The sequence below is a fragment of the Geodermatophilus sp. SYSU D01119 genome (genome assembly GCF_054049975.1).
The window spans coordinates 117,414-137,299 of record NZ_JBJGYL010000011.1 but is presented as its reverse complement, the minus strand read 5'-3'; the positions used below and the strand labels follow the sequence as shown (position 1 = coordinate 137,299).

The 19,886-nt window shown below is 68.7% G+C and carries 18 protein-coding genes and 1 pseudogene; 6 read left to right on the top strand and 13 right to left on the bottom strand.

Annotated elements, in window-relative coordinates:
- Positions 1-112: 112 nt before the first annotated feature.
- The gene (locus tag ACI79X_RS11300) at positions 113-967 is read right to left on the bottom strand and encodes an NAD(P)H-binding protein (RefSeq protein ID WP_457025492.1); all 855 of its coding nucleotides are present in this window, start codon (positions 965-967) and stop codon (positions 113-115) included.
- A gap of 90 nt (positions 968-1,057) precedes the next feature.
- Between ACI79X_RS11300 and ACI79X_RS11295 the strand changes: the two genes are divergently transcribed.
- The gene (locus ACI79X_RS11295) at positions 1,058-1,438 is read left to right on the top strand and encodes a winged helix-turn-helix transcriptional regulator (RefSeq protein ID WP_457025491.1); all 381 of its coding nucleotides are present in this window, start codon (positions 1,058-1,060) and stop codon (positions 1,436-1,438) included.
- 14 nt (positions 1,439-1,452) lie between these two features.
- On the opposite strand, the gene ACI79X_RS11290 is transcribed toward ACI79X_RS11295, so the two are convergent.
- Entirely contained in the window at positions 1,453-2,133 is a 681-nt protein-coding gene (locus ACI79X_RS11290; protein WP_457025490.1) for a TetR/AcrR family transcriptional regulator, read from the bottom strand.
- Between the two features lie 96 nt (positions 2,134-2,229).
- Here ACI79X_RS11290 and ACI79X_RS11285 point away from each other — a divergent pair, with 96 nt between their 5' ends.
- Entirely contained in the window at positions 2,230-2,922 is a 693-nt protein-coding gene (locus ACI79X_RS11285; RefSeq protein WP_457025489.1) for a DUF4386 domain-containing protein, read from the top strand.
- Positions 2,923-2,967: 45 nt separating this feature from the next.
- Here the strand turns inward: ACI79X_RS11285 and ACI79X_RS11280 are convergent, their stop codons facing one another.
- The gene (locus ACI79X_RS11280) at positions 2,968-4,038 is read right to left on the bottom strand and encodes an alpha/beta fold hydrolase (protein WP_457025488.1); all 1,071 of its coding nucleotides are present in this window, start codon (positions 4,036-4,038) and stop codon (positions 2,968-2,970) included.
- A gap of 97 nt (positions 4,039-4,135) precedes the next feature.
- Between ACI79X_RS11280 and ACI79X_RS11275 the strand changes: the two genes are divergently transcribed.
- Both ACI79X_RS11275 and ACI79X_RS11270 read left to right on the top strand, forming a co-directional pair.
- Positions 4,136-5,566 (top strand): thioredoxin family protein, encoded by a 1,431-nt coding sequence (locus ACI79X_RS11275; RefSeq protein WP_457025487.1) that lies wholly within the window; start codon positions 4,136-4,138, stop codon positions 5,564-5,566.
- A pseudogene (locus tag ACI79X_RS11270) lies at positions 5,566-6,099 on the top strand (UGSC family (seleno)protein). The gene ACI79X_RS11275 and the pseudogene ACI79X_RS11270 overlap by 1 nt, the downstream one beginning before the upstream one ends.
- 57 nt (positions 6,100-6,156) lie before the next feature.
- Here the strand turns inward: ACI79X_RS11270 and ACI79X_RS11265 are convergent.
- The 5 genes from ACI79X_RS11265 to ACI79X_RS11245 form a co-directional block, all read right to left on the bottom strand.
- Complete coding sequence (locus ACI79X_RS11265; RefSeq protein ID WP_457025486.1) at positions 6,157-7,569, bottom strand: tannase/feruloyl esterase family alpha/beta hydrolase; 1,413 nt, start codon at positions 7,567-7,569, stop codon at positions 6,157-6,159.
- 254 nt (positions 7,570-7,823) lie between these two features.
- The gene (locus ACI79X_RS11260; protein WP_457025485.1) at positions 7,824-7,958 is read right to left on the bottom strand and encodes a methionine/alanine import family NSS transporter small subunit; all 135 of its coding nucleotides are present in this window, start codon (positions 7,956-7,958) and stop codon (positions 7,824-7,826) included.
- Positions 7,955-9,583, bottom strand: coding sequence for a sodium-dependent transporter (locus ACI79X_RS11255; protein WP_457025484.1), 1,629 nt, complete (start codon positions 9,581-9,583; stop codon positions 7,955-7,957). The genes ACI79X_RS11260 and ACI79X_RS11255 overlap by 4 nt, the downstream gene beginning before the upstream one ends.
- Before the next feature lie 953 nt (positions 9,584-10,536).
- The gene (locus ACI79X_RS11250; protein WP_457025493.1) at positions 10,537-11,313 is read right to left on the bottom strand and encodes an SGNH/GDSL hydrolase family protein; all 777 of its coding nucleotides are present in this window, start codon (positions 11,311-11,313) and stop codon (positions 10,537-10,539) included.
- A 392-nt stretch (positions 11,314-11,705) separates the two neighbouring features.
- A complete protein-coding gene (locus tag ACI79X_RS11245; RefSeq protein WP_457025483.1) occupies positions 11,706-13,016 on the bottom strand; it encodes an SGNH/GDSL hydrolase family protein in 1,311 nt (436 codons plus the stop codon).
- 229 nt (positions 13,017-13,245) lie between these two features.
- Between ACI79X_RS11245 and ACI79X_RS11240 the strand changes: the two genes are divergently transcribed.
- Positions 13,246-13,710, top strand: coding sequence for a helix-turn-helix domain-containing protein (locus ACI79X_RS11240; RefSeq protein ID WP_457025482.1), 465 nt, complete (start codon positions 13,246-13,248; stop codon positions 13,708-13,710).
- Between the two features lie 217 nt (positions 13,711-13,927).
- Positions 13,928-15,859 (top strand): hypothetical protein, encoded by a 1,932-nt coding sequence (locus ACI79X_RS11235; protein WP_457025481.1) that lies wholly within the window; start codon positions 13,928-13,930, stop codon positions 15,857-15,859.
- A gap of 1 nt (position 15,860) precedes the next feature.
- Here ACI79X_RS11235 and ACI79X_RS11230 read toward each other — a convergent pair whose 3' ends face one another.
- The 5 genes from ACI79X_RS11230 to ACI79X_RS11210 all read right to left on the bottom strand — a co-directional run bounded on the left by ACI79X_RS11230 (position 15,861) and on the right by ACI79X_RS11210 (position 19,869).
- Entirely contained in the window at positions 15,861-16,019 is a 159-nt protein-coding gene (locus ACI79X_RS11230; RefSeq protein WP_457025480.1) for a helix-turn-helix domain-containing protein, read from the bottom strand.
- A 193-nt stretch (positions 16,020-16,212) separates the two neighbouring features.
- Positions 16,213-16,962, bottom strand: a complete 750-nt coding sequence (locus ACI79X_RS11225; RefSeq protein ID WP_457025479.1) for a DUF6602 domain-containing protein — start codon at positions 16,960-16,962, stop codon at positions 16,213-16,215.
- Positions 16,959-17,720 (bottom strand): hypothetical protein, encoded by a 762-nt coding sequence (locus tag ACI79X_RS11220; protein ID WP_457025478.1) that lies wholly within the window; start codon positions 17,718-17,720, stop codon positions 16,959-16,961. The genes ACI79X_RS11225 and ACI79X_RS11220 overlap by 4 nt, the downstream gene beginning before the upstream one ends.
- A gap of 11 nt (positions 17,721-17,731) precedes the next feature.
- Positions 17,732-18,271: a hypothetical protein gene (locus tag ACI79X_RS11215; protein WP_457025477.1), complete on the bottom strand. Its 540-nt coding sequence runs from the start codon at positions 18,269-18,271 to the stop codon at positions 17,732-17,734.
- Between the two features lie 68 nt (positions 18,272-18,339).
- On the bottom strand, positions 18,340-19,869 hold the full coding sequence (locus ACI79X_RS11210) for a hypothetical protein (protein WP_457025476.1): 1,530 nt from the start codon (positions 19,867-19,869) through the stop codon (positions 18,340-18,342).
- Between the last annotated feature and the right edge of the window lie 17 nt (positions 19,870-19,886).

Here is a 19,886-nt window from a genome sequence, read left to right as displayed (position 1 = left end):
GCCCAAAAAAACCCCAGTGCTTGTTAGATGGCGTAAGCCCCCCGCGCCCCGGGGCGGGCGCGGGGGGCGCCCGCGCCCGCCCGGGGCCGGGCCCGGGCGGCCGCGTCCGGGCTCAGCCGCGGGCCGCGCGCAGGGCGTCGGCCAGCGAGGTCGCCGGGCGGCCGAGCAGGGCGGTGAGGTCGGCGTCGCCGGTGTCGAGGTCGCCGCGGGCGATCGAGGCGTCGATGCCGGCGACGAAGCCCGCCGTCCCCTCGTCGAGCCCGGCGGACCGCAGCGCGGCGGCGTACTCGTCCACCGGCAGGTCGCGGTAGGTCACGGGCGTGCCGGTCACCTCGGTGACCGCAGCGGCGAGGTCGGCAAGGGTGACGCCGGGCCCGCCGAGTTCGTGGACGCCGCCGTCGGTGTCGGCGAGCAGCGCGGCCGCGGCGGCGACGGCGAAGTCCTCACGGGCGGCGACCGAGACCCGGCCGTCGCCCGCGGCGCCGAGGACCTCGCCGGTGGCCAGGTACTGGTCGACCTGCGCGGCGTAGTTCTCGGCGTACCAGCTGTTGCGCAGCACCGTCGCCGGCACGCCGGAGCGGCCGAGCACCGCCTCGGTCTCGCGGTGCTCGGGGGCGAGCGGGTTCGTGGACGTGTCGGCGTGCGCGATCGAGGTGTAGACGATCCGCTGCACGCCGGCCCCCGCGGCCGCCTCGACGACGGCGGTGTGCTGGGCGACCCGCTGCCCGGCCTCGCTGCCGGAGACCAGCAGCAGCCGGTCGACGCCGGCCAGCGCGGCGGGCAGCGTCGCCGGCTGCGCGTAGTCGGCGTGCCGGACCTGCACGCCGCGGCCGGCCAGGTCGGCCGCGGCCTCGGGACGGCGGGCGAGGGCGACGACGTCGGCCGCGGGCACGCCGCGGTCGAGCAGCTCCTCGACGGCGCGGCGGCCGAGGTGGCCGGTGGCTCCGGTGACGGCGTAGGTGGTCATGGGGGCGGGCTCCCTCGATGGGTGACTCGGTCGAAGGCGCTAACCGACGGAAAGTGCCCTCCATTCCGCCGGTGGTCCTACGCTGCCCCCATGAGCGAGCCGGGCCCCTCCCCCGCGCTGGTCGCCGACGTCTTCGCGCGCGACTGCACCTCCCGCTCGGCGTTCGAGGACGTCACCGCCAAGTGGGCGTCGCTGACCCTGCTGGCGCTGCACGAGGGCGGCTACCGGTTCAACGCGCTGCGCCGCCGGGTCGACGGGGTGAGCGAGAAGATGCTGTCGCAGACGCTGCAGGCCCTCGAGCGCGACGGCATGGTGAGCCGCGACGTCGTCACCACCATCCCGCCGCGCGTCGAGTACGCGCTCACCCCGCTCGGCGCCCGGGTGGCGGAGCGGCTGCGCGACCTCGCCGACGTGCTCGAGGAGGCCGCGCCGGAGGTCGAGCGGGCGCGGGAGGAGCACCGCCCCCGGTGAGGCCGGGTGGCCGCTCAGGCGGAGCGCCACCCGCGTCCGTGCAGCCGCGCGACGCCGTCGAGCAGCAGGTCCAGGGCGAACTCGAACTCGAACTGCTCGTCGCACCCCCCGCCGACGGCGGACAGGTCCCCGCCGGTCGCCGCCGTGGCGATCTCCAGGACGTGCGGGAAGCGCCGGCCGAACTCCTCCGCCATCGCCTGCTGCTGCTCCGCGGTGGGCGCCGGCGCCGACGGGTCGGCCGGCGCGTCGAACAGCTCGGGACTGAAGCCCCAGATGCGGTTGCCGAGCGCGTGCATCACGTGGTGGGTGAGGTCGACCGAGAGCCCGCCGCGGCGGAAGGTGCCGGCGACGGCGTCCATGTACCCGAGCACGGCCGGCGTGCGCCGGGTGCGGGACTCGATGGCCCGCCGCGCCCAGCCGTGCCGGAGCACCGCCCGGCGGGCGGAGAGCAGCCACGCCCGGACGGCGTCGGGCCAGGCCAGCGCCGGGTCGGGCGCCTCGAACTCGCCGATGACGACGTCGACCATCCCGTCGAGCAGCTCGTCCTTGTTCGCGACGTGCTTGTAGAGGGCCATCGGCACGACCCCGAGCACCTGCGCGAGCGCACGCATGCTCACCGCGTCGAGGCCGGACGTGTCGGCCAGCTCGACGGCGGCCCGGAGCACCCGCTCCCGGGTCAGCGGCTCCCGCGCCATCCGGAACTCCCCTCCTTGACAGGTGTACAGCGTACACCTAACGTTCCGCATCACAGGTGTACGCCGTACACCACGGAGCAGAGGAGCTGGTCGTCCATGCGGGACTCCCGCACAGCCGCCGCCGTCACCGGCGTGTTCTTCCTGGTCGCGGCGGTCGCCGCGGTCGCCGCCCTCGCGCTGTACCAGCCGCTGCTCGGCGACCCGGGCTACGTGCTCGGCCCGGGCGCGGACACGCAGGTGCTGTGGGGGGCGCTCCTCGAGGTGGTGCTCGCCGCGGCCGTCATCGGCACCGCCGTGACGGCCTTCCCGGTCGTCGAGCGGCACGGCCGCGCGCTGGCGCTGGGCTACGTGGCCGGCCGCCTGCTCGAGGCCGCCGTCATCAGCGTCGGGATCGTCGCCGTCCTGGCCGTCGTGACCCTGCGACAGGACGCCGCCGGCGCCGAGGGCGCCTCGGTCGCGCAGGGCCTGGTCGCGCTGCACGACGCGACGTTCCTCGTCGGCCCCGGCCTCGTCATCGGCGTCAACACGCTGCTGCTCGCCACGCTCGTGTACCGCGGCCGGCTCGCGCCCCGGCCGATCGCCGTGCTCGGCCTCGTCGGCGGCCCGCTCGTGTTCGCCTCGTCGACGGCGGTGCTGTTCGGCGTCTACGAGCAGGTCTCGGTGTGGGGCATGCTCGGCGCCGTCCCGGTCGCCGCATGGGAGATCGCCCTCGCGGTCTACCTGCTCGCGCGCGGTTTCCGGCGGCCGGCCGCCGTCCTGCCGCACCGGTCGGAGCTCGTCCCCGCCTGATGCCCCCGGCGGGCGGGCGGCGCCGGGACGCCGCCCGCCCGCTGGTCAGACCCGGGCCTCCAGCAGCTCGGTGAGGTTGCGGTCGACCTCGTCGAGGTAGGTCTTCTCGAAGCCGAACAGCCCGAAGTGGCCGGCGATGCTCGGCAGCACGCGCAGCTCGCTGTCCGGGATGAGCGCCTGCTCGGCGGCGCAGTCGCGGACGGGGAAGAACATGTCCTCGTCGATCGGCATGACGAAGGTCCTCGCGGTGATCCGGCCCAGTGCCTCGCCGAGGTCGCCGCCGGTGAACCGGGTGACGTCGCCGCGCTGCCACTTCCAACCCATGGTGAGCAGCGCGTTGGGGTCCATCGCCAGGAACGTGGCCTGCACGAACCGCTCCTGGAACTCCTCGAACGTCGACCAGGTGACGTCGGGGATCTCGATGGTCCGCCAGTACTCGGTCTTCCAGAACTCCGTGGACAGCCCCAGCACGGCCCAGATGTCGGCGTGCCGGCGCAGGCCGTCGGCGACGTCGGCGTTCGAGCGGTACTCCCCGCCGTTCCAGCCGGGGTCGGAGGTGATGGCGTCCATGAGCGTGCGGGTGAACAGGAAGTCGTGCGGGGTGTTCTGCGCCGTGCCGGCGATGGGCGCGGCACGCAGCACCTGCTCCGGGAAGCGCACGGCCCACTCGTAGGTCTGCTGCGCGCCCATCGACCCGCCGACCACCAGCGCCCACCGCTCGATGCCGAACAGCTCGGCGGCCAGCTGCTGCTGTGCCCGGACGTCGTCGCCGATGCGCACCTTCGGGAAACGCGACATGGCGATCTCGTCGTCGTCGGTGTTGTGCGGGGAGGTGCACAGCCCGTTGCCGATCTGGTTCACCACGACGATGAACCAGCGGGAGGGGTCGAGCGCACGGCCGGGGCCGATGTAGGTCTGCTCCCAGGTGGCGTGGGTGCCGCTGAACCAGGTGGGGATGAGGATCGCGTTGTCCTTCGCCGCGCTGAGCTCGCCGTAGGTGGCGTAGGCCATCCGCAGGTCGGGGATGCGCCCGCCCTCCTCCAGGTCGAAGCCGCCGAGCGAGTGCAGCTCGTAGGCGCCCTGCACCTCGGGCGTGTAGAAGGCGTTCTCGATCACGGCGGCTCCGTTCCCTCGGTCGGGTGACGGGGGTCACTCTGGCCGACGGCGGGACGGCTGGCCAGGGGCGTGTTGACATGCGTGTCAGAGTCGAGCGGTGGCAGCGGTGCCCGACGGTCTCGTGGCGGTCGTGAAGCGCGACTGCCCCACGTGTGCTCTGGTCGAGCCCGTGCTCCAGCAGCTGGCCGGCGCAGGAGCGCTCACCGTCGTCAGCCAGGACGACCCCGCCTTCCCGGCCGGGCTGCCCGTCACCGACGACCGCGAGCTGGAGATCAGCTGGCGGCTGCGCATCGAGACGGTGCCCACGCTGCTGCGGGTCGACGGCGGCGCCGAGACCGGCCGCGTCGAGGGCTGGCTGCGCAGCGCCTGGGAGACCCTCACCGGTGTCGAGGACCTCGGTCCCGGCCTGCCCGAGCACCGGCCCGGGTGCGGGTCGCGCAGCGTGGAGTGGGGCGTCGAGGAGGAGCTGGCCCGCCGCTACGGCGGCGCGGTGCTCAGCGCCCGCCGGGTCGAACTCGCCGACCTGGAGGACGACGTCGAGGCGGTGTACGACCGCGGCTGGAGCGACGGCCTGCCCTGCGTGCCGCCCACCGAGGAGCGGGTGCTGCGGATGCTCGGCGGCACGCGCCGGGCACCGGACGAGGTGGTCGCCGTCGTCCCGCCCGACCTCGTCGAGTGCACGGTGGAGAAGGTCGCGGTCAACGCCGTGCTGGCCGGGTGCCTGCCCGAGCACCTGCCGGTGGTGCTGGCCGCGGTCGAGGCCGCCTGCCGCGACGAGTTCGCCCTGCACGGCGTGCTGGCCACCACCTGGTCGGCGGGGCCCGTGCTCGTGGTGAACGGCCCGGTCACCCGCCGGCTGCGGATGAACTCCGGCATCAACGTGCTCGGCCAGGGCAACCGGGCCAACGCCACCATCGGCCGCGCGCTGCAGCTCGTCGTGCGCAACGTCGGCGGCGGGCGCCCCGGCGAGGTCGACCGCGCCACCCTCGGCAACCCCGGCAAGGTCGGCTGGTGCTTCGCCGAGGCCGACGACGGCCTGCGCCCGTTCCCTCCGCTCGCGGAGTCCCGCGGCGTCCCCGGCTCGGCGCTCACCGTCTTCGCCGGCGCCGGGCTCGTCCCCTTCCTCGACCAGCTCAGCCGGACGCCGGAGTCGCTGGCCCGCACGCTCGCCCTGGTGCTGCGCACCGTCGGGCACCCCAAGGCCGCGCTCGGCATGGACGCCCTCGTCGTGCTGGGCCCCGAGCACGGCCGGGTGTTCCGGGAGGCCGGGTGGGGCCGGGAGCGGCTGCTGGCCGAGCTCGAGCCGCTGTTGCTCATGCAGCCCGACGAGCTGCGGCGCGGCGCGCTCGGCATCGCCGAGGGCATGCCCGACGCGCTGCTCGACCGGCCGCTGCCGAAGTTCCGGCCCGGCGGGCTCCTGCTCACCTACGCCGGCGGCCCGGCCGGCATGTTCTCGGCCGTCATCGGCGGCTGGGCCAGCGGCGCGACCGGCAGCACGCCGGTCACCGTCCCGATCGAGGAGGCGTGATGGCACGGGTGCTGCTCGACCCGACGTCGGAGCGGCGGCCGGCGGAGCGCGCGCTGACCGCGCGGCCGGCGTCGCTGGAGGGCCGGACGGTCGGCCTGCTCGACATCTCCAAGAGCCGCGGCGACGTCGTCGTCGAGGAGCTGGAGGCGCTGCTGCGGGCCGACGGCGTGCACACCCTGCGCTACCGCAAGCCCACGTTCGCCCGGCCGGCGCCGGTGGACCTGCGGCACGAGATCGCCACCCACTGCGAGGTGGTCATCGAGGCACTGGCCGACTAGGGCTCGTGCACGTCGTGCAGTGTGCACGACATCGCCGACCTCGAGGCCCGGGGCGTGGTGGGGGTCTTCCTCGCCTCGTCCGAGTTCGCCGACGCCGCGACCGCGCAGTCGCGCGCGCTGGGCCTGGCGGTGCCGCACGTGCTCGTGCCGCACCCGATCCAGGACCGCACCGACGACGAGCTGCGGCGGGTGGCCCGCGACGCCTACCCCGCGGTGCTGGCCGCGGTCACCACGGCGGTCCGGCCCGGCGGCTGAGCGGGGCACCCCGCGGGGGCCCGGGAGGACGTCCCCCGGGCCCCCGCGGAGCAGGCGTCAGCCGAGCGAGCAGGTGTCCAGCAGCAGCGGGTCGGTCCCGGCCCCGGCCGGGCGCGGGACCGTCGTGCTCGCCGGCGGCTGCGCCCCCTCCTCGCCCCACGCGGTGAGCGCGTCGAAGGCGGTGCGGAAGCAGGGCAGCATCGGCCGCAGGTGCGCCGGGTCGAGCGGCACCAGGCTGTCGACGTGGTTGCCGCCCTCGATGCGGTAGTAGCGGTGCAGCCGGTCCCGGTTCCGGTCGGCGATCATCTCGGCGTAGACGTCGCTGTCGGTGCTGATGGGCAGCAGCGTGTCCAGGGTCCCGTGCAGGGTGAGCAGCGGCTTCTTGATCTTCCCGGTGAGGCTGACCCGGGCCAGCGCGTCGTGCGCGGCCTGCGAGCGCGGGTCGGCGAACCAGGCGTCGTAGCCCGCGTCGCTCGGGCAGGGCGCCAGGATCGCGGGCAGGGTCGTGCCGGCGGTGGCCCCCGGGCAGGCCGGGTCGTACCCCGGGTCGAACTCCGCCCGGTAGGTCTTCTGCGTCAGGCCCCAGTACACCGACCGGTGGTACTCCCACAGCGGCTCGGACCCGCGGGCGAACCCGGCGGCGTACATCTCCTCGGCGCTCGCCTGCCCGAGCGTGTACCGCACCGCGGTGGGCAGGTAGGTGAAGAGGTTGGGGCCGTCGGGGGTGAATAGGGTGCCCTCCCAGTCGACGCCGCCGTCGTAGAGGTGGGCCCGGTTCTCCAGCTGCCACCGCACCAGGTAGCCGCCGTTGCTGATGCCGGCCATGTAGGTCCGCTCCGGCGCCCGGCCGAGGTGCTCACGGATGGCGCCCTTGGCCGCGACCGCGAGCTCGGTGACCCGGTCGTGCCACTCCATGACGGCGTCACCGGGCGCGACGCCGTCCCGGTAGAAGTCGACGCCGTTGTTGCCCTTGTCCGTCGAGGCGTAGGCGAAGCCCTGGGCCAGGACGAAGTCCGAGATCAGGAAGTCCGAGGCGTACTGCCGGCGGGTGCCGGGGGCGCCGCTCACCACGAGGCCGCCGTTCCAGTCGTCCGGGATGCGGAGGACGAACTGGCTGTCGTGCCGCCACCCGTGCAGCGTGTTGGTGGTGGAGGTGTCCGGGAAGTAGCCGTCGACCTGCAGGCCCGGCACCCCGGTCGGGTTGCGGGTGCCCGGCACGTGCAGGCCCGTCCAGTCGGCGGGGTCGGTGTACCGGCCGGGGGCGGTCGCCTGCAGGCCCGCCGTGGTCAGGTCGGGCAGGCAGGCGGTGACGCTGAGCTCCGCGCCGGGGACCTCGACGGTGTCGTCCGCGGTGCACGGCCGTGGTCCCGCGTCCGGGCCGCCGGGCGCGGCCGTGGCCGGGGACGCCTGCAGCGCCAGCGCCGCCGCGATGCCGAGGGTGATCAAGCTGATGGGTCTGCGGGATGTCACGAGGGCTCCTCCGTGCGCGACTGTGCGGCCGTGGTCCGGGTCACATCCTGGGGTCGTTCGGACGACGGCGACAGGTGGCCGGCTCACAGTCGGCGGCGCCCGGGATGTGCCCGGGGCACACCCCCTGCGGGCGGACGGCGGGGCGCTGCGGATGGGGTTCGGCCCGGTGGCGAGGAGGTGCCGGAGGCGCGGGCCGGCGACGTCCTCCGTGCCGTCCCGCACGCGGTGCCCCGGCGAGGGCGACCCGGCGGCGGTCAGGGCTCCCGGCGCGGCCCCTCGGGGCGGTCCTCGACGGCTCCGTGGTGCAGGAGGGAGGCGACGGCCAGGGCGAGACCGCCCCAGATGACGACCATCGCCACCAGCATCATCACGATCGCGCTGGTGCTCATCGGGGCTCCCCCTCGTCGTGCCGGGCGCCGGGCCGCGCGGTGCCGGCGGGCGCGCCGGCCGCGTGGAGGGGAGCCGCGGGGTCGGAGCCGGGCGGCGGCCCGTCCAGATGGGTTCCGGGGCGCCACTTCAGCCGGGCGAGCAGGAAGCCCACCAGCGGCAGCGTGACGACCACCAGCCAGCCGGAGCCGACCAGGAGCCAGGTGGGGTAGTCCCCGTAGGGCGCTTCGAGGTCGTCCCGCAGCGCGAGGACGAGCACGACGGCCAGGCCCAGCGGGGCGACGACGCTGACGAGCACCCGCCAGCCGGTGCCGACCCGGGGCCGGCCGTGGACGTTGAGGTGCTCGGCGAGCCGGGGCAGCGCCCGGAGCCCCCAGGCGACGACCAGCATGCTGATCAGCGCCACGACCAGGATGCCGTACTGGTTGACGAAGTGGTCGACGACGTCGAGCACGTAGATGCCGCTCGTGGTGCTGAAGAGGACCAGGCTGAGCACCGCGGTGGGGATGACCACCGCGAGGGTCGCGGTGAGCCGGCTGGTGTCGAACTTGTCGCGGACGGCGGAGATTACGACCTCGATGACGCTGTTCAGCGAGGTGATCCCGGCGATGACGAGCGAACCGAAGAACAGGACGCCGAGGAGGGCGCCGGCCGGCGCCTCGCTGATGATCGTCGGGAAGGCGATGAACGCGAGGCCGATCCCGCCGCTGGCGACCTCGTCCACCCCGACCCCGCCGGCCTGGGCCATGAAGCCGAGGGCGGCGAAGACGCCGATGCCGGCGAGGAGCTCGAAACCGGAGTTGGAGAAGCCGACGACGAGGCCGGAGCCGGTCATGTCCTCGCGCCGGCCGACGTACGAGGCGTAGGTGATCATGATGCCGAAGCCGATCGACAGCGAGAAGAAGATCTGGCCGAAGGCGGCGGCCCAGACGGAGGGCACCGCGAGGGCCGCCCAGTCGGGGGTGAACAGTGCGTCGAGGCCGGATCCTGCGCCCGGGAGCAGCAGCGCCTGCACGACCAGGACGAGGAAGGCGAGCACCAGCACCGGGATGAAGACCAGCGAGGTGGCGCCGATCCCGCGCTGGACGCCGAGGGCCATGACCACCAGGACGGCGAGCCAGACGATCAGGAGGGGCACCAGCACCCCGGGCACCACGTCGGCGGTGACCTCGACCTCACCGGCCTGCAGGTACTCCCCGAAGAAGAACGCCTCGGGATCGGAGCCCCATGCCCGGTCGAGCGAGAAGAAGGTGTAGCTCACGGCCCAGGCCAGCACCGCGGCGTAGTACACGGCGATGACGAAGCAGATGGCCACCTGCCACCAGCCGAATCCCTCGGTGCCGCGGCGCAGCCGTGCGAAGGAGAGCGGTGCCGAGCCGCGGTGACGGTGGCCGATCGCGTAGTCGAGCAGCAGGAACGGGATGCCGGCGGTCAGCAGCGCGACGAGGTAGGGCACCACGAAGGCACCGCCGCCGTTCTCGTAGGCGACGTAGGGGAAGCGCCAGATGTTGCCCAGCCCCACGGCCGAGCCGATGGCCGCGAGGATGAAGACCCGCCGGGAGCTGAACCCGCCCCGGCGGCGCTCCTCGGCGGACTGCTCCGTGCCCTGCCCCGCCGTCGTGCTCATGCGACCTCCCCCGGTCGTGTTCCTCGGGGCACGTCGGCCGCACCGGCCTGCCCAGCTCCTCGCAGAGAGGATGACAGCACGGCGAGGGAACGGGCAGACGCACGAGAGCCCCGGTCGGGTACCCGACCGGGGCTCTCGCACGGGGTGGAGGTACTCCGACGTCACTCGAACAACTACGGCGCCGTGCAGCGGGTCGGCCGCCTGACCCGGCACCTGGCGAAGCGACCGGCTGCGGAGCCGACAGGCACGCCGCGATCCGTCCACCGGCCGAGCAGGCTGAGCCAACGGCTCACGGCCGAGACCGTCACAGCCATCCTCAACGCCTACGGAGACGGCGCGACAACCCGCCAGGTCGGCGAGCGCTTCGGCTTGGCCCACAGCTCGATCAACAAGCTATTGAAGCACCACGGCGTGGCCGCGAGACGGCGGAGTCCTACTGAGGAAGACGTCCAGCGTGCTGTCAAGCTGTACGAAGCTGGGCACAGCACGCGAACTATCGCCGCTCAGCTTGGGTTCGGTGCGAGCACCATCGCCCGAGCTCTCTCAGGGGCGGGAGTAACCATCCGCGCGAGGTTTCGTCACTAGTTGCGCCCCCCATCTCGAGAAGCATCGGCAAGGATGTCTATTGCGTCCTCGGCATTCTGCCTATGTTATTATGGGCACAAGTGGAACATTTGCCGAAGACGTATCGAAATCAACTGATCTGGCTCGCGGCCAGCACATCATTACGCTTCGTCTGCATAGTGCTTCTCTACTACGCATTGAACGTGCTGACTTACCTCGGCGCTGGCGGGACCTTTGGCGGATATGGAGCAGGCCCGACAGCCGGATATAGCCCGTACAGCACCATCTGGTCCTTGGGGGTCCACCTCGCCTGCCTCCTGCTCCTCATCTTGTTAGCCCGCCACGTCAGGCGCCGGCTCAACGCAATCCGAGCCGGGCGGTCGCCGCGTTCACGATAAGGGCGTACTGACGCTGACCCACCACCGTCGGGTGGAATGACTCATCGTCGATGCCTCGCCGAGTAATGTTTCCGTTCCGCTCAGGCCGTTGATCCACTCACCCCGAGCGCCGCAGACTCCGTGTCCCGCGAAGCCTGCGCTCACATCGACATAGTCCACGCCGGCCCGACTAGCAGCCTGAGCGATGACGGTGTTCATGCGTGTCGTCGCCCGGCGCAGATAGTCTTGCTCCCCTGCGAAAACCCGCAAACTTCGGCAGCTCTGCTCGGCTGCCGTTGCTGGGAAGAGCTGCGGATACCCCAGAACGATGACCCTGGCTCCGAACGTCTGCGCCTGAATGGAGTCATATAGTCGTTGTAGCTGCGGCCCGAGGCCATCAATAGCCGCATTCAAGATGGGCTCGTTCGATGCCGAGTGGCAGGACGACGTCGCGCAGGTGAAAAGAATCCCGGCAAATCCAGCGTCGTTGCCACCAACCGATATAGTCACGAGGTCGGTGCCGTAGTCGACCCAGCGGTAACTCAGTTGGGTGTGGATCTCGCGGTAGCCGTCTGCCCCAAGTTGGACGGAGCCGCCGTCCGCCTCGGCTCGGACGTTGTTGATGACGGCGCCGCTGCATGCGAGAAAAGCCCACTGCGTGTTGGCCGCGCTGCGGACGTTGAGGTCAGAGCCGTACTTGTTCAGTCCGCGCCCATTGCCCGCCGACGTCGAACCGCTCGCCTGCTGATAAAACGTCTGACTGGCACTACTGAGGGCCGGGGTGACGATGCGTCGCCCGTGGGAGCGCGACTAAGCGCGCTTCACTAATCGAGTCACGCACTGCGGTATTGGCAAGAATGAGGGAGTAACCAAAGTTCCATTCGAAATGCCGCTTCGGCACTTGGCGCGACTAGATCCAAGGATCCTCGGGCATTGCAAGGAAGTAGACGCCGCATAGTCACGACTGGTGCTACAATACCATGTAGCATGTCGCACACTTCAAAGAACGTTATTCGAACGAGCGCGTGGGTTGCTCTTCTCGCCTCCCTGGCCGTTTACTCATGGTCATTCGAACGCGATACGCTGGCCAACCTGACAACGACGATAATCTCTTTCGCCATCATGGCACTATCCCTCGCGACATTACTACTTCTTCGCATTGCCGCGAGGAGACGGCGCAGCTAGTCAAGAAGTCCAGCCGCGTTCACCGCATTCTCTAGCCGTGCTGCCAGCATCGCTTGCCCTTGAGCCGTTGGGTGAAAGCTGTAGACCAGGTTCCTACGAATGACGCCATTCACATAAACGGGTGCACTAGTCGCACACAGTTCGCCACCGATGAACGCGTCTCCCGTTTCAACGTAGTGGACTCGTTCGCGGTCAGCACTCGCATTCGTTATGTCCACGATGCCCTGCATGCTGTCGTTGATTGAATCGACCAGCCCATTCAACCATACGGCCTCACGCCGCTGAATGCCGTTGCAGTTTGCTCCCGGGTTTGCTGGGAACAGTCGCGGATATCCCAAGACAAAGAGCTCAGCATTAGGGGCCTGCGCCAAGATCTCGTCGTACAGTCCAGCCAGCCGCGAGGCCATGGAATCGATTCGATCCGACATGAGTCGGTCGTAGCCACGCTGACAGTTGCCGGTCGCCACGCAGGTCTTAGCGATGGATGCAAACCCGATATCATTGCCGCCGAGCGTCAAGCTCACAAGAGTCGTCGACTCGCTCAACCCGTTGAGTTGTGACGCTTCGCCATTCTGACCGCTTTGGACACTGGCAACCGTTGCACCGCTACAAGCCACGAAACGTACATCCCCGGCCCAGTCGCTGGCCTGAGCGAACTGCTGGCTGTATGCCGACGCAGATCGGTGACACCCATTGCTCGCGCTCGGACCAATAAAGGGTGGAATGCCTTCCCCAGAAGAGTAGGAGTCGCCCATGGCGACATATTCGCCCTGATTGAACGCTGGCGGCGTGGGATTTAGGGGCGGCGACGAGGAGTCATCCTCGCCCGGAATGGTGAACTGCAGTGGCTCGATGCCCGCCTGCCGCAGCGCCTCTGGCGTCTCGAATCTAACGGTCGAGTTGTCACTGCCGGACAGGTACAGGGCGTTGGTTTCGCAGTTGACGGTTGGGAAAACCTGCTGCTGCACGAGAGGCCCAACCTGGTAAGTGTTTCCGGAAACCAGCCACTCAGCGCCAAAGGACGCTGCAGTGCCGTATGCCTCGGCTCCCGTCGCGGCCTCGACGCAGGTGTATCCGACGATGCTCTGAGCCCCAAGCCGTGGAGCTAGGCCGCCACCACCCGACGTTGTGATGGAGAACGATACTGACTTGTCGGAGGCAACGGTCACGCTCCATGCAGCCAGCCCGATGCCATCTGTAGCGCGCGCCGTGGCGGGCAGCAGTCCGATAAGGACGACGAGGAGTGTGAATGGGATTACGAATCGCGTTTGAGCGGCGCGCTGCCCGCTGACCATCGGCCGGATCATGCCAAGACCTCCAACGTCTGGCTGGCGTTGCGGGACGTACTCCGCGCAACCGGCGCTCCGAGGCCGCAGTCGCTCCCCGTACCTGGCGCTCGCCAGGGTGTCCTGATGTAGCGGGACGGGGGCTGTCTACCGACGACGCGCCCGCCGGTCAAGACCCTTGCGTCTCGACTCAGCCGAGCACCCGCCACCATGAACGGTGCGCACAGTGGGGACGGGGTTGGAGTAAGGCGTGCTAGGTGTCCATTTGGTGGAGGTACTCCGACGACACTCGAACAACTACGGCGCCGTCCAGCGGGTCGGCCGCCTCGAGCGTCACCTGACGAAGCGGCCGGCCGCGGGCCTGTCAGCGACGCCGCGTCCCGCCCACCTGCCGAGCAAGTTGAGCCACCGACTCTCGGATGAGACTGTCGCGGCAATCGTCGATGCGTACCAGGCAGGGGCAACGACCCGCGAGGTTGGCGAGCGCTACAACCTGGCCCACAGTTCCGTGAACAAGCTGTTGAAGCGGAACGGCGTGGCCACGAGACGGCGAAGTCCAGGAGACGCGGATCGAGCAAGGGCAGTCGCGCTATATGCCGCCGGCAAATCAACCAGGCAGATCGGCGCCGAGTTAGAGCTTGGAGCAAGCACTGTTCAGCGGGTGCTGCACAGCGAGGGGGTGCAACTCTGGCCACGCTTCAGCAATCGACCCTAGCGATACCAAGAGTATTCTTCGGTTCAGGCTATTTGATTGCGGGATACGACCGTCAACGAAGCCGCGGATCTGCCGAGAAGTCGGCGGTAGCGGAGATAGTTTCACGGTAGGCGGCGACCGCTAGCGTCTTTGATCATGACAAAGTCTCTATTGCAGACGATCGGCAGACGGCAAAAAACTTGGGCCGCATCAGCTATTCGCGCTAAGCTGATGGGTGATGCGAGTCTTAGGCGCCCCGCGCGATTGGCCACCGTCTGCGGAAGAAGAACTGGCCTTACTTATCAGCCACTTACGCACTGGTCTAACGCTCGACCGGATCGAAGACGAAGCGCTCAGCCTGAGCGTCGCGCTTGACGAGCTGGATCGCTGGCTGACCGATCCACGACCGTATGACCCAGGCTTCCACCGCTGGCCATGGCAACACATGGCCGAGGACGTCCAGCAGGTCATTGCCACCCGGGGGCCACGACTGCGCGCGTCAACGCCCGGGCTGTCGAAGCTTAAGGACCTCCTCTTGACGCCGAAGTTGGGCGCCAAGCCGGACGTTCGACGACAGGCCAGCGACCTCCTGCGTAGCGGTCAGGTGGAGTTGGGCCAGGCCAGCGTCGCCGCCTTCGATGACCTACTGGCGGCCGTGCGCGATCCAGCGGCCACGACGGAGACTGTGGCCGCTCGTTTGCGCCTTTTGGAGTCGGCGCTGGCCATGACTGGCCGCAGCCTTCGGAGCGAAGGCAACCTGCTGGCAGGCGTCCTGGATGACGCGGCTTTCGACATCGCCATCGCGCGCCAGGAGCTGGACGGCACGCCAATGCCGTCGCCGGCCCGCCGATCCGAGCTCGACAGCGCCGGCCTGGCCCCCGATGAGCGGGTCACGCTGTGTCACGCCCTCCTGGAGCAGGAGCGCACCCCGGGTCGCCAGGCTGTCTGGGTGGTCTACGGGCAGGCTCGCATCGCTGCCGCAGGCTGGCACGTCAACTTTGGGCCGGTGACCTTCTATGACGGCCCGGCAATGCTTGGACTGATCGACATGGTGCGTGACGGCACCAGTGATCGGCATGAGGACCTTCCTGAGGAGCTCTTGTCAGACGGAGAGCTGGGCGACCCATCACGCCGGCGTCTTACCTGGCCGACGGATGTCGAGCAGTGGGTGGCGGTGCGCGTCGACCTCGGAACGAGCCGCTACGCCGACCCAGTCCGCATCGCATGGGAGCAGGTGGAGGCGCTCGTTCAGGTCGCCGGCTTCCACGGACGGGGCACCGCTTGGGAACGGCTCAGTGGCTACCTGTTCGTCGAGGACGGACAGCTCCGTGGCTCATCGTTCCCATTCCGTTTGCCGTTCGACCGCCGTCAATACGTGCACGACTACACCGACGAAGAGCTGTTTCGGTTGGCGCCGAGACTGCAGGCCCATCTACCGGTGACGGACCCCCTCCTGGCGGAGCTTCTGCAAGTGTCTGCACTTGTTCACGACCGCGAGGAGTCTGCTGATCCCACGACGCTGCTTCAGGACGTCCGCGCTATCGAGCTGGTCTCCAGTCGGTGCTCGACCGCGTGGCAGGACTTGCTGCTGGACAACTTTGCCGTCGACTCATTGCGGCAGACCGCTCGGCTCGACGTCTTCAACGCTGTCTGGACGATGACGAGCAACAGCGAACTGAAGGCTCACCTCCCAGACCTGCCTGAGCCACACGACTTGCAGAAGAACGTTCCGGGCGAATACCACCGTTACCAGCTGCGGATCGATGTCGCTTTGGCAGCCCTGAAGCCACTGGCCCGATCGATGCCCATCCATCACGCAGGCGGGCGCCGGATCCGCACGGTGGCCGCGGCGTGCACGGACCCGACCGCCGTGCAGGCCTGGGTCGAAGCTGAGATCGAGCACTACCAACGACGCGTCCGGCGACTGAAGCGCTGCCGGGACTCGCTGATTCACGGCGGCCCGATCAGCCTCGACGTTGCCCGGACGGTGCAGCGCTTCGCCAATCGCCAGGCCCAAGCCGTGGTGGCCACAGCCCTTGAGGCAGTCTTGCAAGGTCGGGCCATCGCAGACGTCTTCGCCGAGCACCGCCGTGACGACGCTGCTTGGCGAGAGGCCCTCGGTGGAGCCACGTCGGTATCGGAAGCGCTCCTCGGTCAGTCCGACGAGTGATCTAGGCCGGTGCAACGTGGTCGCTGTCCACTCTGGTGGCGCCGGCAGAGCGTCGCTTCATCCCATGCTTGTCGAGGATGTTGCGGACAGCGGAGAAGGAGCGGTCAGTCAGCTCGGCGATCTCGCGAAGCGAGGGACCATTGGCGTACTGGGATACCACGAAGGCTTCTACGCGGCCTTGCAGCCCCGGGTCAGGACGAGGCCTATTCGACCCCTTGAACTCCGGCAATGGTCGCAACTGCGGCCGGGGAGGGTAAGGCACTTGAGCACCATCTCATGGCGCCGAGACAATGCCGGCAGTTGCTAACAGACGTCATCCATCACAGGGGATGACGTCGCGGGATCACTAGACGTCAGGCGCGGTGCGTGGGTATCCACTCGCGCCACAATGCAAAGTCTATGGCTGGCACTGTTCCGACCGCTTGCAAACGCGCCTGTAATGTCAGCATGAAGTATGTGAGCGCGGTGTCGGGTTCGCTGACCTCGACACCAGCAGGATCTGAGTCATATTCGGTCGACCAGCCGCCGCCGACGAGCGCACAGCCGATGTCCAACTGCCCCAGTACATCCTGATTACGCAAGGCGCGAGTGAATGAGGCGCCCAGCCCGGACGTCCAATCCGCTCGCGAAGTCAACAATCCACCAATGATGCGCCCCGGCTCGCGAGGTGCGTAGACCCCACCGGCGTGCGGCACTGGAGCGCTTGTTCGCTCGAGCGACCTAACTGACGCCACCTTGTCAGCCGCATAGTCGACGTTGGCCCGATTCAGGCCCTGCTTGCACTCGAGAGCGGCATACACCGACTCTGCCGGCACGTAAGCCCGTGCATCCGAATGAAAGATCAGCGGTGAGTACTGGCGGTCGATGACGAGCAGGTCAATCTCTTGGCTGGCGTTGCCATAGTGATCGACCACGGTCGCCTTCGGCAGCACGCGGTAGCGCTGCGGCAGATGTGCATCGAGCAACTTAGCCCAGTTCACTTCGGACTGGTCGCCTTTGGCATCCGGATGCGGATGCACGCTGACCGTCGTCAATTTGGCGAGCATCTCGGCCTGGAGCGCCGCGAACAGTTCCGATAGAAGGGCTGCGCGGACGTCACTCACCAGATGACCTCACCCCAGTTGCTGGCTAATAGGCTCTGACGCGCTCGTGAGGCAATAGCGAGCCTCTCATCACGAGTGAGCTCCCCCGCGACGTCGTTGTTGCTGTTGGCGGGATCAATGAGCTGGCACGTCGTGATGTTGTCACGTAGGAAGGTCAGGCTTCGGGCCGTCTGATCCGCCAGGCCGAGGCCCCATGGGCTCTGCAAGCTCCGCAGGACCGCAAGCTCCACGGCGAAGGACAGGAAGGCCAGTCCGTGGCAATCTCGCCACCGCTTCAGCAGCACCATGATGGGCGTATAGCCAGAGCGGCCGATAACCCGGACGTGGGTGTCAACGTTCGTCTGTCGCCAAGTGTCGAGCCGGCGCACGTACAGGCTGTGATCGGAGCCCCAGGCGTCTTGACGCCGTCCTGGTGTTATGTCGACTTTCAGCCCTTGATAGACGATGCCAAGCGACACGTTCTGGCGACGTACGCTGTAGCCGGACCGTTCTAGATAGAGCGCTAGCGACTCGTAGAGCTGACGCAGCGTTCCTGTCGTGTCGGACCGCAGACCGACGAATAGATCGACGTCCGTAGCGCCCCTGACTGCTGTGTCCTTCGCGTACGAGCCGGACAGCTTCAACTCGCTGAGTTGCGGACCCGCCCAGCGGCTGATGAGGGGATACAGCCCGCTCCGTACTCGCTCACCTGGCCCGGTCAGTCCAGTCGGCGCCCGATACCGGACCAGAAGTTGCTGCAAATACCCGTCGGCTCCCATAGCTGCAGTACCTACACGCCTCCACCGACACTGTTGATCTGCTGGACGAGCTGCTCGAGGTCCTCGTCCTGCAGTTCGACCCGCGGTTCCCCCTCGTAGTGGTACGAGACGTAGGAGATGGATCCGTCCTTCCGCGACTCGAAGAAGTAGCAGGCATTGTTGGCGCTGCTCGGTGTCGGCCCGACCCTGACGAGCGGCACAAGCCGGAGAACGGGGCTGACGGCCGAGTCCCGGGCGACGAAGGTCAGGTGTTCGCTCTCGAGCGGCTCCCGTGTCTGCACCTCGAACTGCTCGAAGATGGAGTTCGGTCCGCGCAGCCGTTGTGCGTGACTGTAGGTATGGATGCCGTGCCGATAGCGCCCCTCTGAGGCCAACGCCAAGTCGACATCCTCAAAGGCGGTTCCAAGCGCTTGCTCGACATCACTCAGCAGCGCCTCAAGGCCAGACAGCCAGCGCGATATCTGATCGGCGGATACGACGCCGCCGTGAGCTCGCTGGTTGCGTACGACACGCGCTCGGTCGAGTAAGCCCCAGAACTGCTTGTCCGACAACCTCTCAACCAGCACCGCAGCCGGTCCGCTGGCGGCTTCGAGCGCCTCCTTGTAGTGCTTGTCACCCGCTAGGCGACGAGCATTGCGGGCCAGGTTGGTCCTAGACCCAGCCACAGCCCAAAGTCGGCACGGTCGAACAGCTTGCGCCCGGGCGGGGCCGCTTTGCCAATGTCGGACTGCACCTGCTCAAAGAGCACATCGTCCGCGCGGAAGACGCTGAGCAGTACCGCACACCCGAACTGAGCGACGGCCTCGAAGAAGTTCACCAGGCTCTGGACGCGGCCCTCTGGGTCCCGTAGCGCGATGTACCGCTGCAGGACGGATGCCAACGGATAGGGCAGGGACTCCAACCACCGGCGAACTGGGTCGAGCCGCGCGGCGTGCTCAAGGCGCTCGACTACACGACGAGCCTGGGCCGGCTGCCGCCAAAGCTCGCTGCGCAGACGATCAACGGTGGCCTCCATGCTGGCCAGATGGCTAGCTGCCTCGATCGCTTGCTGCTGCGCCGGTAAGGACGGCAGCGGGATGCGGACGGTCATCAGGGAGGCGGCATCGACGTGGGGCAGGGTCGAACCGCGAGATGAGGCATCCCGGAGTCGCTTACCGATCGGGCTAGAGAGCAACGCAGCGACGTACTCAGCTCGAGCTCGATCTGGGTCCAGCTGGACGACTACCACGCGGTAAGCGCCCCGGCCCTCGTAGGCGGGCGGGTACGTGAAGACGTCGCTCCTGCCGATGCCGGGAATGAAGATGGCGTTATCCGGTGGTTCGTACGGCCTATCCGGACGGATCGAGACACCACGTCCCTGACCGATGTCCGCTAGGGGCACGAGCTCGTCAGTACCGAAGGCCTCCGCGACCTCGCGCTGCATGACGAAGGTCTGCCAACTATGGAAGGGCCTGTCCGTCAGCACGCCCAGGTGGAAGTTGACGGGGTCAGGCCGACGAGCCAGCAGGTTCTCGGTCAACGTGCTGATCGAAGTTCGCTCATCCAGACGGGCGATGAACAGCTGATCCGTCGGTTGCTGCTCAAAGACGGCCAGCGAGGAGTGCACGGCCACGCCTGAACCGAAGCCGCGGTCTACCGAGATGGCGGCCGTTAGATGCCAACCTCGTTCGGCGCAAGCCGCTAGGACCCGACCCTCTGCGCGCCAGAAGAGGTTGTCCGGAGCGTGATAGATGATCCGACCGCCAGGGGCGGCCATGCTGAGCGACTTCAGCAAGACGAAGTCGGCGACTTCGGGGCGAGGCAAATTGGGCAGGGCCTCCCGGTGATGCGGCTGAGCGCGCATCCCGAATGGCGGCGTGAGCAGTACAAGATCGAATTGCTGTCCGTCGAACTGGTCGAGCGTCGCTGCTGCATCCAACGACCAGTCAGCGTGCGGCGTCAGAACCTTGCCTATGTCGAGTACGGCGGTATCGACCGCTCCACAGGCCATCCTGGCCGCCGGCACGGCCTCCGCAACGGCCGCCATGGGTAACGGTGAGACGGCAAAGGGGTCGAGCACCGAACCGGTTTGGAGCCGGCGGGCGGACTGCGCCAGGAAGTCCAGTACGTGTGGCGCCTGAGCCATGGCCGATCGCTCGAAGGGAGCCACCGCAGCGACGTCCCGCC